Genomic DNA, 13,205 nt, shown 5'->3' with positions numbered 1-13,205 from the left:
CCACACTTGGTTTCTCAGCAATCACTAACTGCGTGTGAATCACTCCTTTTCATCAGTTTTCGGTAGCAAATCCCCAGACAGGGCGCGTCCCGGCGGTAGGGACAGCCGTGGCAGGGGTGAGTGGGCGGAAGGGCGGGAGGTCCGTGGACCTCCCGCCGCTCCGTGGGAACCTGCTGCATCATTTTCTCATAGGGGCTGTCGGTGAAACGGGTCATTCATCGTCCTCCGGTTCCTCGTAGCCGTAGCCCTCCGGGTAGTCCGGTTCCTCCGGTTCGTCACGGGGGACACGCCGGGGGGTGGGGTCCAGATCGTCCTCGTTGACGGTTTCCTCGTCCCCGCCTGTCAGCTCGTCAAAGTCCTCCGCGTCGTCCAGGTCGTGCTTGGGCTTCCAGATTTTCAGGTAGTACCCCGCGCCGCCAACGGCCAGGGCGGCGATTACCACTAAAATCATGGTACTGCTGCCGCCTTTCTCCGGTTTTTCCGGCTCCTGGTCGGTATCCGGGTCAACGGCGGGGACCTTGCCGGTGCAGTCTTTCAGCGAGAGGACGCAGACGGGGCAATCGGTGTTGACCTCGCCTGGGGCGCACTTGTCCTTGCAGACGCAGACCGGCTCAGGGTCAGGAACAGCGGACACGTTGCTGTCCTCCGGTTCCTTGTCCTTCTCCGCCAGAGCCAGAAGGTCGGATTCTGTGACAGCGTTGAGGAAATAGACATTCTCGCTCTCCCGCTGCTTGTCAATCACTAGATAAAAGGTGTTCTCGCTGGGAGTGGTGAAGGTGAAAAACTCCTTGCTGTCCTGGTCGGTCACATTGTCCACCACCGTGCCCTGGCCGTCCGGGGTCAGCGGCTTGGCCGTCTGCTCCGTGCCCGTGGTCACGCTGGCCGATCCAGAGGGCGGTGTAGTCGTGGAGGGGTCCGTCTTGGACGGCGTGGTGGTATTGGTGGCCGGGGGCTTCACCGGCGTAGTAGCTGCCGGAGGTGTAACCGTGGGCTTCTGGTCCTGGTTGGGCTGGCTGGTGGCCAGGGCGTTGTAGTTGGGGTTCTTCACCTGATATGTCCGCGAATAGTTCCCAGCCTTGTCCGCCGCCTGGACAGTGATCTGCTCAGAAGTCCCCAGGTCTTTCAGGGGCACATCCACCGCATTGCCGGTCAGGTTGGGATAGCACGTTCCATTTACGGTGATATGCGCCACGCCGGAGAGATCATCCGTAGCCTCCACCCGCAGCACATCCCCGCTGACACTGGCCCGCAGGGTGGGCGGGGTGGTGTCAAAGCACTCCATGTAGCGGGAGTTTTCGTAGACCTCCCCATCGTGGCCGGTGACGCGGACATAGATGGTGCAGTTGGCGGTAATGTCCACCGTGCCATAGTAGCGGCTGTCCCGCTGTTCCAGACTGGCGGTGATGTTTCTCCAACTGCCGCTCCGGTCAATGCGGACCTCTGCCGAAGCGAAGCCGCCGCCCGTCCCGTCCGTGACGCAGACCTTGGCGGCGGTGCTGGTGCTGGCCCAATCGGGGGGCAGCATGATTTCAATGGTAATGCCGGACGGCTCCACATCGGCGGCATGGGCCGCGCCCATCATGGAAAATGCCGCCCCCAGGCACAGAAATACACACAGCAGCAGAGCCGCCGTGCGCTGCAAGGGTTTTCTTTTTGTCATAGGCTCAAATCTCCTTTCCAGAATTGGTTGTGGACGGCGCATTTACCGCCCGGATCATATCCAGTACGGCCCGCAGGTCCTCCGGTGCGGAGATCATGCCGCGCACCGCCTGGATGATTTCAAGGTTTTCCTGCTCTGTGATCTGCCGCTCAATGTCCCGGACACGGGCCTGCCACTCGCTTGCCTTCTCTTTCGCCCGAACCAAGTCAGCTTTCAGGTTATCAAGTTTCGTCTCCTTCGGCTTACGCATGGCGAACACCTCCCATCCTGCCGGGGATGTAGTCGGCAAAGCTGGGGACCGTATGGAAAATTCTCTTGTTATTCACCCAGCGTTGGAGCTGGCGGGTAATGGGCGGGGCGCTGGGGCGGTCGTAGACCATCACATAGGGGTCATAGCCCATGTGCCGCAGGGTTTCCACCCGGTAGAGGTCCTGCTCATGGGTGCTGCCGTAGTTGGTCAGCACATAGACCTTCCGTTTGCGGAAATTCTTGATCGCGGTCAGCTCCAAAAAACGGCGGAAGTATGGGGTTAAGTCCATATCAGGGTTATCCCAGGCGAAATGCACCGTCTTGGTTCTCACCCGATTCAGCAGGGCCACGTTGTCCGGGGTGATGAGCCGAATGTCCAACCCCTGTGAGAAGTCCACATAGGCGCGGCTCTCCGCAAGCTGCAAAATCAGCTTTTCATGGTCGGGACAGGCCAGAAGGTTGGCGTCCAGCAGCTTGACCTCCTTCTGGCCGTTCCAAAACTCAGCGAGGTCGGCCACCTGGATGCTCCGCCGTCCCTCCTTGTCTGACACCAAACAAAATCCGCAGTTTCGCGGACAGCCCCGGCTGAGAAAGCCGTAGGCAATGCCAGAAAACTGCGGATAAATGCTGTAATCGGGATAGGTATGCTCCACCTCGTCCGGGAGGTTGGGACCGGGGCCGTAGCCTGTGCCGCCGCAGACCACCTCGCCAGCGTTGGTGACGGTGATCGTGTCCTGGGAGTAGGTATCGGTGAACACCCGGCTCTTGTAAACCCGGTCATACCGGCCCTCCGGCCTCCACCACTCCACATGATCGCCCCGCGCCTTATGGTAGGCGGAGAGCTTCATCAGGCACAGGTTCGGCCAGTTATGGGAATCAATATCGCATAAACCGATTCTCATATATCACGCTCCTTCAAAAAAGTTATAAAAATTAGGGCAAACGCCCCATTCCATAATAATGTTGCTGCCAATAGTTGCTGTTGATGTTGGCGTAGGAGATGGGATTTCCACAGTGAATCATTTGCCCGTTGCCCACATAGATGCCCACATGGGTCACACCGTTGGGGTTCGGCGCGTCGTAGGTGTGCCAGAAGAAAATGAGATCACCCGGTTGGGCGTTCGCCATGGATACGGGGGTGCAGATGTTATAAAGGCCCTGCGCCCCCAGCCGTCCCACGTTCCATCCGCTGTGATTGATAACCCAGCTTACAAAGCCGGAACAGTCAAAAGAGGTGGAGGGGGAACTGCCGCCCCAAACGTAGGGATAACCGAGGTACTTCTGCGCTTCTTCCAGCATGGTGGCGTAGGTTTCGTCCGTGACCGGCTCCCCAGGGTAGGCGGGTATCTCCACGCCGCCCGGTGTGCCGGGAATGGCCCCAGCGGTTGAACCGTCATAGCCGGTGTCCACGAAATAGTAGGGGTTCAGGTACTCGCCGTTCAGCATGATTTCCAGGTGGAGGTGCGGCCCGGTGCTGTTGCCGGTACTGCCCACGGCGGCAATCACGTCCCCCCGCTTGACCTCCTGGCCCGCGCTGACGGAGAGGCTGGAGCAATGGGCGTACCGGGATTGATAGCCCTTTTCGTCCTCGATCACCACGCACAACCCGTAGCTGCCAGCGTCCCCGGCAGAAACCACCCGCCCGTCATGGATTGCCCGGATAGGCGTACCCTGCGCCACGGCAATGTCCACACCCCGGTGCAGGTTCTTCTCCCCGCTGATGGGATGGACCCGGTAGCCGTAGCTGCTGGACACATAGCCCAGCCATGGAAAATCAAAGGGGTTCCCATACGCCTGCCGGTTGCCAAGGGTCTGCTGATACACGTTGTAGCGGTCCGTCTGCTCACCAGGGGACAGCGTACCGGAAATGATCGTGGACAGCGGTGTTACCGTCAGCGTGGTTTGCAGGACATACCAATCGTAGGGATCGCCGTCGCTGTCATAGCGGGTTTCCACAATGACCTCCCGCGTGAGGGAGTACTGCTCCCCGAACAGCCGCGCAAGCTCCGCCTGGACCTGTTCAAAGGTGAAGGCGTTGAACACGGTGGAGAGGTAGCCCATCAGCTCATAGGGGTTGTGGCTGATCTCCCCGATGTTGTAGCGGTACTCGTCATAGCCGGAGTAATTTTCCTCAGTCTGGTCAATGTCCATCTGCAAATCCGTTTCCATTTCCGTGTAGTAGAGGTCCGAATTGCAAATGTCCTGCTCATTCGCCATATAGGACGCGGAGATATAGGAGGACTGGAAACCGGAGAGCATGGCGGTACAGGAGGTCATGCCAGAGGCAAAGAACACCACCACCATAGCCAGCATTGCCACAACCAGCAGCAGAGATTTTCGTGCCGCTATGTATTGCTGGACCGCCCGGACGATCTGCCCGGTGGCGTGTACCACGTTTTGGGTGAAGTGCGCCGTCTGCTTGGCCTCATGCGCGGCCTGGGCATACTTCCGCTTGATTTTCTGCTTTTGTATCCACTTGGCGAGGGCATTTTTGCGCCGCAGCTCCGGGTTGTCCCGGAGGGCAGTCTGCCATGCCAGTTTGACATTTTCCTTTGCCGCCCGCTGCTCCGCTTGGCGCAGGGCGCGGTAGGGCTTGGAGCGGCGGCGGTTTCTCTGCCAGCGCAGGGCACGGCCCACACCCTGCTCCATAAATAATTCGCTTTTGTGGGTGGCCTCCACCGCCACATTCTGCCGCTCGGATTCATGTATCTTGCCGTGGAGCTTCATCACTGCCGCCGTTTTCACCATACCACCGGCGCGGGCGGGCAGAGAGGGTGGTCTATATTCCGGCAAAACCTCCTGCTCAAAGTGGAGACGGCGGCGGGTCCTGCCCGTCTCAACCTCCACCTCCGGCTGGAAGGATAACCGGCGCTTGGTGGGAAGATGCTCCCGCGCCTGTTCCACCTGACCCTCCGCACGTTTTACCCGGCGCACGGCCTTTTGATAGTTCCGGCTGGGCGGCTGGGAGTCCTCCTTTGGCGCAGGGGTGGGGGCGCTGTCCGCCGCAGAGGGCGGTTCCTCAAATTGCAGCCGTGGCCGATCCGCCTTGCCAGCAGCGGAGTGGGCAGCGAACTTTGCCGCCTGCCGCTTCTGATACGCCCGGTCATCCGGCGCGGGGGACGGCGATCCTGCCGGGGGACTGTCCCGCTGGTGGGTGTCGCCCCCACCCTCTGACTGCTCCGGCTGGGCGGCGTGGTCCGTGACCTGCCGCTTCATCACCGCCCGTCTTTCATCAACGGGTGCTTCTGCGTCAGGGGCCGGGACCTCCGAACCCTCAAAATGAAGCCGACTGCCGCCATCAGGTATCAGGCGGGAGGGCTGGGGTTCGTCCGCAGGACGGGCGGAATCCGGGGTAAACCGCTGTGCCTGCCGCTTCTTCATCTTCGCCCTGCCATCAGCGGGGGCCTTGCTGTCAGAAGGGAGCTGTTCACCCTCTGCCGCCTTGAATTGCAGCCGTCCGCCCCCCTCTACCGGACGGGGCGGACGCTTCGCCGGGGGCTTCGGCCCCTTGCCGGGAGGCCGGTTCTGCATGGGAGCGTCACCAGCGCCGCGCATGGGCTGGCCGTCCAGAGATCGGGCGGCGGACGGGGTGTGTTTTGTCGCCTGCCGCTGTTTGGATTTTTTGCGATTGTTCCGTTTGCGGCGCTTCCGGGAGGTTGGCGGCGGGGGCGGCGGGTCCCCGCTACTGACGGGAGCGGCCATCATGGGCGCGTCCGCCGCCATCCGCATGGAGGAAACCTCCGGGGCATCCGGTACGCTGACCGGCTCCTGGGCGGCATAGGCCGCTTCCTCCGCTGTCTGCTGGACGGGCCGGGGCTGTTTCCGCCGCTTCTTGGCAGGAGCGGCGGGGTCGCCGCCGCCGCGCTGGGCCGCACGGTGGCCCGCCGCCTGTTCCTGGGGACGGGCCGGACCGAAGGATATATCCGCCGTGCGCTGACTGACCCGCTTTTCCTCGCCGGTAGCCATGTTCTGCTCCACCAGACCGTCCCGGCCCAGCTTCTGCACCGTTTTCGCCCTGGCTTGGAACCGTTTGCCGCTCATAGAGCCGCCTCCGGGGTCTTATGCTCTTTATCCGGCGCGGGGGCGGGCTGGGCAGCGGCTTCCGCCCGTTTCTCCGCCAATGCCTGCCGGATGGAGGGCTTTTTCTCAGCCTGACGCTCCGCCCGCGCCTCCCGTGCAGCCTCCGCTGACAGCTCCAAACTCTCCATCCCGCCGATAGCGGCGAGGGTGGCGTTGTTCATGCTGGACAGCAGACTTTTTGTGGCCCGCATGGGTGCCAAAACCACGGACTGAAAACGCCCCTCCTGCCCGCCGTCCACCGTCTGCGTATCCTTGCCGGTCATGGCGCGTCCGGCGTTCTTCAAATGACCGCCCACGCTCCGCAGCTCATGGCCGATGTTCTCCACCTTTTCAATGTTCTGTTTCGTATCAGCGATCATGCCGCTGATCTTCTCCTGCAAGGATTCCAGCGCGTTTTTCGCGCCAATGGCGGACACGGCTTTATCCAGCGCCGACACGCCCGCCTCCTTGAAATTCTCCACGGCATTTTTGGCGCAATCCATGATTTTCTCCCGCAGATTATCCAGAGCCTCCCGCGCCTTCTCTACCTTGTGCCCCAGGGCTTCCACCATTCGGCCAATGGCCTTTTTCGCCGGGGATTCCTGGGCCTGGGCAAGCTGCTGGCGGACCTCCTGCAATTCCTGGGATACGGCCTCGAATTGCCGGGTCATGCCGTCCATGTAGAACATCAGGAGAGACAAATCCTGCGCCTGCCCCTGCCGGTTGTTTTCCTCCAGCAGCTTCATAAACTGCTGAATCGTCTCATTACTCTGCAATGGGTCTATGGGTCAGCACCTCCTTTACTGCGCCGCAAGGTCCTCCAAGCGGGTGGTCATGATTTCATAGAGTTCCGTATCCTTCGGGAAATGGTCCACAAAGGGGATAATGACACTCCCGAAGAACAAAAGCCCCTCGCCAGCGTTGGAGTTGGTCACATAGCCAAGCTGGTGAGGGGAAATATTGAGCTGCTTCGCCAGGATTTGCCGGTCGCCGCCCGCCTGATTGAGCATATACACAAAATCAGAGTTCTCGAAAATGTTCTCAATTTCGCGGGAAGAAAGCAAATCCTTGACGTTTTGGGTAATTCCAGTGGGGATACCGCCCCATTTTCTGAACCGCTTCCAAATCTCCACCGTGTAGGCGGCGGTCTGTTCCTCGCGGAGAAGCAGGTGCATTTCGTCAATGTAGAGGCGGGTGGACTTGTGGGCCTCTCGGTTCTCACTGACCCGGCCCCACACCTGGTCCTGGACTACCTGCATACCGAACTTTTTAAGCTGTTTCCCCAGCTTCTTAATCACATAGCACACGATCCGGCTGTTGATTTTTACGTTGGTCCGGTGGTTAAATACGTTCAGACTGCCGGAAACGTAAATTTCCAGCGCCGTGGCAAGCCGCTGGGCCTCCGGCTCCGGCTGCTGGCAGAGAAGCGCGTGGAGGTCCCCCAGCACCGGCATTTTCTCAGGCCGGGGGTCTTGCAGGTACTCCCGGTAGACCATATGGACGCAGCGGTCCACCACCGTTTTCTCCACCGGCTCCAACCCGGCCTTGCCGCCCACAATCAGCTCCATGAGAGAGAGGATGAAATCGCTTTTCAGCGTCAAGGGGTTATCATCCTCCGAGTAGTTGAGGGTTATGTCCATGGGGTTGATGTACTGGTCGGAGGTGGGGGAAATGTCGATCACCTGCCCACCCAGCCGCCGGACCAGGGGCGAATATTCGTCCTCCGGGTCGATGATGGCAATATCGTCCGTGGTAATAAGGAAAGCGTTGGTGATCTCCCGCTTGGCGGAGAAGGATTTGCCGGAACCAGGGGTTCCGAGGATTAACCCGTTGGGGTTTTTCAAACGCTTGCGGTCGGCCAGAATCAGGTTATTGGAAAGAGCGTTCAGGCCGTAGTAGAGGGCTTCACCCTGCATAAAAAGCTCCTGGGTGGTAAAGGGCACGAATATGGCGGTACTGCTGGTGGTGAGGCCCCGCTGAATGGCGATCTGGTTGAGGCCCAGGGGGAGCGAGGACATAAGCCCCTGCTCCTGCTGGTAGTCCAGCCGCCGCAGGGCGCAGTTGTACTTTTGGGCAATGCCCGCCGCCTGGAATACGTTGTTTTCCAGCTTCTGCCGCGTCTCCGCCGTATTCATCACCAGCATCGTCACCAGGAACATCCGCTCATTCCGGGATTGCAGGTCCTCCAAAAGCGTCTTGGCCTCCGCGCCATAGGTGGCGAGATCAGAGGGGATGATGTCCATATCGTATCCGGATCTGACTGCCTTTTTCTGTTCCTCAATGGTCATTTTCTGCAAGTCGGTGATCTTCCGCTTCACATTTTTAATAGCGGCGCTCTGGTCAATGGACTGGATATGGAGCGTGACCACCATGCTGCTTTCCAGGTCCAGGAAGTCCGCCAACATCCGGTCGGTCAGCTCCGGGGCCAGGATTTGCAGGAAGGACATTGCCCCGTAGGTCCTGCCGATCTGGAACATCCGGCCATTCTTGAAGGTGAAGCTGTCCGGGGCGATGAAGTCCTTGCTGGAAAGGCCGGTCTTGCAGATCGCGTCCCAGGCGAACCGGAATTTCTGGTTGTCCGCTGGGTGGAACATCTTATGGAGGACGGCCAGCCGCTCATAGCCATTGAGGGAGTGCGCCCGCACCCCCAGGGTCTTGAAGTTAGCCAGCACGTCCGCCTCGATACGCTCCAGCCGGGGCTTGGCCTCCTTCAGACTGTCCGCCTCCACGCCGAAGGTGATGTACTTGGTCTTGGTCAGGCCGTTGTTTCCCTTGGAGAGCTGGCCTTTCAGCATATCCGAGTATTCCTCCCGGATGGAGTTGAAGGCGTCCGCCTGATCGGGGATATGGATGGACTGGCGCTGTTCCTCCATATCGGCGGGCTGGTTGAGGAAAGAGAATTGGACCTGAATGGAGGAATCAAAATAATTGAGGAAATCGCACCAATTCTCAAAGATCAGGTTCTTGTCCTCGTTCTGCGCCAACTGGTAATTGATGTCGTAGAATTGCACCTGCTTGGTGTAGTAACGCTCCGACACCACGCAGATACCGTCCCGGCACATCTCCCGGTAGGGAATGGTCTGCTGGGCAGTCCGGGGGATTTTACCGTCCCGCTTGGCCTTCTGGACGGAAGCGGACAGCCGCCGCTTCTGGCGGCTGGTGAGTTTGGCGTTCGGGGTCAGGCGGATGGTGTCCCGCAGATCAGCCTTATCTTTTTTGTGCTGTCTTTTTGCGGCTTGCAGATTTTTTACCTGCTTTGCCTGCTGTTTTTGCAATCGCGTGTACCTCCTTTTCGTGGTGGTTCAGCCGCTCCATAGCGGCGTAGAGATTGTCGGTCTGGTAGGGACGGACCTTGGGGGCGAGGAACTGCGCCCGGATGAAGTGGCCCAGCACCTTCTCTAAGGGCTGGCCGTCCTTTTCGTAGATGCCGAACAGGAAGAAGGGCAGCATAAGGCCGATCATCAGCAGAGCCGCCGCCTCGTTGCCGAGACTGTTCCGGGTGAGCATATAGGCGGGTACGCCAATCAGACCGCCCGCACCGAAGCAAATGAGCTGGCGCGCGGTCAGGTTGAACGCAACCTTCGTCTTTACTTTAGCGAGGTCTTTCGGGACAGGGACAAAGGGCATGGTTACACCTCCTTTCGCAGCACATCCCGGATGCCCTGCATGATATAGGCCACACACGGGACGGAAATGTTAATTGGATTTTTGGGGGAAATAAGTTGCCTCACCTCACATATTCATATTTTCCGATTGCGTACTCAAAAAATTTTTATTGTAGTGTCCAAAATTGCCAGCGTGCTACGTTATATATAATGAGGGAAATCCAAACAAGTACACAAAGGAGTTAATAATACCATGAATGAACAGTTTTACCGGCTTTGCTTTCATATGAGAAGGACAGCGTCCTCTTTGCGAAGTAAACTCTTCCCGTTCTCCTTGAATAAAATTTTGGAGAGTGCAAACGACCTGGCTGCTACCGTAGAAGAAATTGAAGAATTCAGAGAACTGGACAAACGGTTACAACAAGAGTATGAAGAACATATCCGTTCAGAACCAGTCCTAATTCCTCAAAATACTATGTATTTTGGGGGAGGCCGCAACAAGAAAAGAGTGAATTTTTTGAACGCAGACCACTACCGTGCCGAGATTAAAAAAGCATATACCTGGGCAATTTCTCATGGTATCAATGTGTTTGTTGTCAATTATTCCAAGCCCATCGGTTTGTTGGCATTGGAAATATTACTTGACCTTCGCTGCGCTGGCGAGACTTTTCGACTTTACACTGTCCATACTGCACCTGTTAGATATATAAAAAGCTACCGGCTGATTCGGGAAACAGACATAGAAATCTTTTGGATGCTAAGCAAGTGTGATTATCGTTATAACCGTCTGACCACACTGGAAATGTTTTATAAAATTTCCTCCAGAGTTGGGTATATCTACAACGAAGATGGTATTCAAATTGAAGAAACCAATCTTGAAGGATGGGATGATGAATAGAGCGTCGCCTTAGCTCATCTCACCTCCTGACCTTTCGGTTTTGCGGCGGGCTGGCCACCGGGGACGGGCTTCGCCGCAAGCTGAGCCTTAATGGAGGGCTTCTTCTCCGTCTGTTTCTGCATAGCGTCCATTTCCTTCCGTGTCTGTGTAACGAAGATGCTTAGAACACCAGGATGGCTTGTGATGAGATAGTCTCGGTGACGGCCCGCAGTATCAAACATGGGGACAGTTGCCGCCCACGCCCGATTGCCGCTGGAAACACGGGGATCGCTCCTTATACCTTGAAGGGTAGCAGCCAGTACATGACTTACACGCTCCGCACCAAACGCCGCCAGTACGCCCTTTGTGTCAGCATGGAGACTCATTCCATCAAAGCCCTCCCTAATTGCCGTCTCAATAGCATCCCGGCAGGCAACATTCGTTTCCAGGGAGGCGAGGAAAGCGTCCAACTCTCCATGCTCTCTGGCATATTCGCCGGTGTGCGGATAAATCGGGATAATGGGGGCAGTTTCCCGCTGGGCCTCCATCAAACTTTCGGCCCTGCCCTCAATGCACTCCCGGATATTGTCCATGTGACCTGTCTCCATGTCCCGGAAGTCCTTGTAAATATCCGCCAGAGGGCAGGGGGATTCCAGCAGCGCCTCCGCCTGGGGTGCGGGGAGATTCAGCACCTCCATCGACATCAGAATATCCTCCCGCATGACGTACTCATAGGCATGGTTCAGGGCTTCCTCCGCTGTCATGCCCAACAGCCCGTGCTTGAACTGCTCCTGTTCCGCCGCCATTTTGTCATATAGTGCCTGATTCAATTTTTCTGTGTCCATGAACGTCTCCTTCCATTATAATAATTTCTCATACCGCAATTTCATCTGCGGCGGGCAGAGGTCCACAACGGGACAGCGTTTGCCGGTCCAGCGTTTTCCCCCTGCCTGCCCCATACACGTCCAGCCCGCTGCCCGGATACTGGCTCCGGCCTCCGTGTCCAACGTGTAGGTGATGATCTTGCGGTAGCCGATAGCCTTTGCCGCCCGCGCCGCCGCAGAGTACAGCATACTGCAAGCGTTTTTCTCGCCCGTGGTACAGAGCCGGGTCACTTCCAGCGTCAGGCCATTGTCCAGATAGCGGCTCACGGGACGGCCCACAATGGCAACGCCCACCAGCCGCCCCTCCGCCGCACACCCAATGGAAAACTTGTGGCCTATGGTGGGCTTGTGGTGGCGGTGGTGGGCAGCTACAAAAGCGTTGGCCTCTTTCAGTGATACCGGGGTTAAGGTGAGCATATCACCGCGCCCCTTTGTCCGTATTCCGCTCCTGGGCAGGAGCCGCCGCTTCTCGCACCCCCGTCTCTTTCGCCGCGCTCTTGAGTGCGCCGCGCACGGAAGGGGGACGCTCCTGCTCCACCGCTTTCTCATATGCGCTCAAAACAGCGGCGTTCAGCGCCTGCCGCATTTCCTTGGTGGTGGGGCAGCAGATGTCGTGATATTTGCCGTCCTGCCCCTTGGTGCTGGGCATGGAGACATACGGCCCATTCTCCGTATTGTAAATGCGGATGTTGTTGACGGCGAATACGCCGCCCAGGCTCACACTGGCAAAGCCCATCAGCTTGCCATGGTCCTTATCCGGGTCCTTGGGGAGATAGATTTTCACGTCCACGCCGGGGACGGCAGGGACCTCTGCGCCGGTTTCCGGCGCTCTATTCTCACTCAAATTGCAATCCTCCTTCTCATTTTAATGTGCGTTGAAAATAGACCGGCTGACCGAGCCGGTTTTGAACAGGGAGAAGCACAGCAGTACCGTGTACCCGGCGCATTGCCAGATAGCAATATGAAGGTTGGTTCCGCTGGTGATCTGCCCAATCAGCACGGCATAAATCGCCACGCAGATCATAATGAAAAAGCCTTGCAGACCAAGAGCCACAAGGCCGCGCAGGTAGTTTTGCCCCATCTGCCCCCATTCCCGGTTGGTCATGGTGGCGAAGGGAATTGCGCCGATAGAGCAGTAGATGTAAATTTCAATCATCCGCCCCACCAGCACAATCATCACGCAGAAGGACAGAATGGGCATGGTGATTTTCAGCAGCATCGTCTCCACCAGCAGACCGAACAGCTCTCCCAGCTCCATGGCCTCCAACTGCGCGGACACGTCCCCTATGACCGTGGCAAAGTCAAGGCTGGTGGTGCCGGTGATAATTCCGGCGCTCTGTTGTACCACGTTCTGCCCCATCTCAAAGATTGCCATGGTAATATCAAAGGTGTGGGTGACGAGGTAAACGGCAATGAACGCTTTCAGCACCCATTTATAAATGGCGTAAGTTTCAAAGTCGTGGAAGTTATTTTTCTCCATGAGCATACTGATAAGCTCGTAGCACAGGACAAAGGTAATAATCATCCCGGCTATCGGAACCACCACGTTATCACTCAGATTGCGGATCATGGAGAAAACCCCGGCGTTCCATGCCGCCGGGGTCGTCCCCACGTTTGCCGCAACTTCCCCGACTTCGCTGTTGATCTGGTCAAACATCCCGTCCAGGTTGCCCATAATGCAGTCCCGGAGGATGCCCTTGATCCAGTCTGTGATTATGTCGAGGATGTTCAGCATTGGCTACGCCCTCTTAGCCGAACAGGTTCGCCAGCAGGGGGATGAGCTGCATACCAATCAGGGCCACGCCGCCGCCCGCCATGAGCTGTTTCATTCCAAAATTGGTGAAACAGCCCACGGCTGGCGGCGGCATGGC

General features: G+C 57.9%; 13 protein-coding genes and 2 pseudogenes. 1 reads left to right on the top strand and 14 read right to left on the bottom strand.

Features of this window, described 5'->3' with window-relative positions; translation table 11 throughout:
• Positions 1-14: 14 nt before the first annotated feature.
• The 9 genes and pseudogenes from NFS22_RS04255 to NFS22_RS04220 form a co-directional block, all read right to left on the bottom strand.
• Positions 15-215, bottom strand: a complete 201-nt coding sequence (locus NFS22_RS04255) for a hypothetical protein (protein ID WP_251316506.1) — start codon at positions 213-215, stop codon at positions 15-17.
• Positions 212-1,660 (bottom strand): CD1107 family mobile element protein, encoded by a 1,449-nt coding sequence (locus tag NFS22_RS04250; protein ID WP_251316505.1) that lies wholly within the window; start codon positions 1,658-1,660, stop codon positions 212-214. The genes NFS22_RS04255 and NFS22_RS04250 overlap by 4 nt, the downstream gene beginning before the upstream one ends.
• Positions 1,661-1,664: 4 nt before the next feature.
• Positions 1,665-1,910: a DUF4315 family protein gene (locus NFS22_RS04245; RefSeq protein ID WP_251316504.1), complete on the bottom strand. Its 246-nt coding sequence runs from the start codon at positions 1,908-1,910 to the stop codon at positions 1,665-1,667.
• A complete protein-coding gene (locus NFS22_RS04240) occupies positions 1,903-2,811 on the bottom strand; it encodes a radical SAM protein (protein WP_251316503.1) in 909 nt (302 codons plus the stop codon). The genes NFS22_RS04245 and NFS22_RS04240 overlap by 8 nt, the downstream gene beginning before the upstream one ends.
• A 31-nt stretch (positions 2,812-2,842) precedes the next feature.
• Complete coding sequence (locus tag NFS22_RS24235; protein ID WP_478292997.1) at positions 2,843-3,601, bottom strand: peptidoglycan DD-metalloendopeptidase family protein; 759 nt, start codon at positions 3,599-3,601, stop codon at positions 2,843-2,845.
• Positions 3,602-3,859: 258 nt separating this feature from the next.
• Positions 3,860-4,558: pseudogene (locus NFS22_RS24230) on the bottom strand (CD1108 family mobile element protein); the annotation flags it as partial.
• Between the two features lie 1,388 nt (positions 4,559-5,946).
• Positions 5,947-6,744 carry a DUF6674 family protein gene (locus NFS22_RS04230; RefSeq protein WP_338147931.1) on the bottom strand — a complete coding sequence of 266 codons (798 nt, stop codon included), beginning with the start codon at positions 6,742-6,744 and terminating at the stop codon, positions 5,947-5,949.
• Between the two features lie 24 nt (positions 6,745-6,768).
• The gene (locus NFS22_RS04225; protein WP_420908840.1) at positions 6,769-9,108 is read right to left on the bottom strand and encodes a VirB4-like conjugal transfer ATPase, CD1110 family; all 2,340 of its coding nucleotides are present in this window, start codon (positions 9,106-9,108) and stop codon (positions 6,769-6,771) included.
• A 67-nt stretch (positions 9,109-9,175) separates the two neighbouring features.
• On the bottom strand, positions 9,176-9,595 hold the full coding sequence (locus NFS22_RS04220) for a PrgI family protein (protein ID WP_251316500.1): 420 nt from the start codon (positions 9,593-9,595) through the stop codon (positions 9,176-9,178).
• A 231-nt stretch (positions 9,596-9,826) separates the two neighbouring features.
• On the opposite strand from NFS22_RS04220, the gene NFS22_RS04215 reads away from it, so the two are divergent.
• Positions 9,827-10,471, top strand: coding sequence for a hypothetical protein (locus NFS22_RS04215; RefSeq protein WP_251316499.1), 645 nt, complete (start codon positions 9,827-9,829; stop codon positions 10,469-10,471).
• Positions 10,472-10,485: 14 nt separating this feature from the next.
• On the opposite strand, the gene NFS22_RS04210 is transcribed toward NFS22_RS04215, so the two are convergent.
• The 5 genes and pseudogenes from NFS22_RS04210 to NFS22_RS04190 form a co-directional block, all read right to left on the bottom strand.
• Positions 10,486-11,295 carry a DUF3848 domain-containing protein gene (locus NFS22_RS04210; protein WP_251316498.1) on the bottom strand — a complete coding sequence of 270 codons (810 nt, stop codon included), beginning with the start codon at positions 11,293-11,295 and terminating at the stop codon, positions 10,486-10,488.
• Between the two features lie 15 nt (positions 11,296-11,310).
• Positions 11,311-11,751, bottom strand: coding sequence for an XF1762 family protein (locus NFS22_RS04205; protein ID WP_251316497.1), 441 nt, complete (start codon positions 11,749-11,751; stop codon positions 11,311-11,313).
• 1 nt (position 11,752) lies between these two features.
• Positions 11,753-12,178: a SpoVG family protein gene (locus NFS22_RS04200; protein ID WP_251316496.1), complete on the bottom strand. Its 426-nt coding sequence runs from the start codon at positions 12,176-12,178 to the stop codon at positions 11,753-11,755.
• Between the two features lie 21 nt (positions 12,179-12,199).
• Entirely contained in the window at positions 12,200-13,069 is an 870-nt protein-coding gene (locus NFS22_RS04195; protein ID WP_251316495.1) for a VirB6/TrbL-like conjugal transfer protein, CD1112 family, read from the bottom strand.
• Between the two features lie 13 nt (positions 13,070-13,082).
• A pseudogene (locus NFS22_RS04190) lies at positions 13,083-13,166 on the bottom strand (Maff2 family mobile element protein); the annotation flags it as partial.
• Between the last annotated feature and the right edge of the window lie 39 nt (positions 13,167-13,205).

The organism is Flintibacter muris (genome assembly GCF_943192995.1).
Lineage (GTDB): Bacteria > Bacillota > Clostridia > Oscillospirales > Oscillospiraceae > Lawsonibacter > Lawsonibacter muris.
Note: the sequence above shows the minus strand (reverse complement) of the source record. Positions and strands in the feature narration are given on the sequence as shown.

What these genes read in the sequence shown, in the direction of transcription:
- NFS22_RS04255 (WP_251316506.1), bottom strand. Translation starts at nt 215, where the DNA reads ATGACCCGTTTCACCGACAGCCCCTATGAGAAAATGATGCAGCAGGTT.
- NFS22_RS04250 (WP_251316505.1), bottom strand. Translation starts at nt 1,660, where the DNA reads ATGACAAAAAGAAAACCCTTGCAGCGCACGGCGGCTCTGCTGCTGTGT.
- NFS22_RS04245 (WP_251316504.1), bottom strand. Translation starts at nt 1,910, where the DNA reads ATGCGTAAGCCGAAGGAGACGAAACTTGATAACCTGAAAGCTGACTTG.
- NFS22_RS04240 (WP_251316503.1), bottom strand. Translation starts at nt 2,811, where the DNA reads ATGAGAATCGGTTTATGCGATATTGATTCCCATAACTGGCCGAACCTG.
- NFS22_RS04220 (WP_251316500.1), bottom strand. Translation starts at nt 9,595, where the DNA reads ATGCCCTTTGTCCCTGTCCCGAAAGACCTCGCTAAAGTAAAGACGAAG.
- NFS22_RS04215 (WP_251316499.1), top strand. Translation starts at nt 9,827, where the DNA reads ATGAATGAACAGTTTTACCGGCTTTGCTTTCATATGAGAAGGACAGCG.
- NFS22_RS04210 (WP_251316498.1), bottom strand. Translation starts at nt 11,295, where the DNA reads ATGGACACAGAAAAATTGAATCAGGCACTATATGACAAAATGGCGGCG.
- NFS22_RS04205 (WP_251316497.1), bottom strand. Translation starts at nt 11,751, where the DNA reads ATGCTCACCTTAACCCCGGTATCACTGAAAGAGGCCAACGCTTTTGTA.
- NFS22_RS04195 (WP_251316495.1), bottom strand. Translation starts at nt 13,069, where the DNA reads ATGCTGAACATCCTCGACATAATCACAGACTGGATCAAGGGCATCCTC.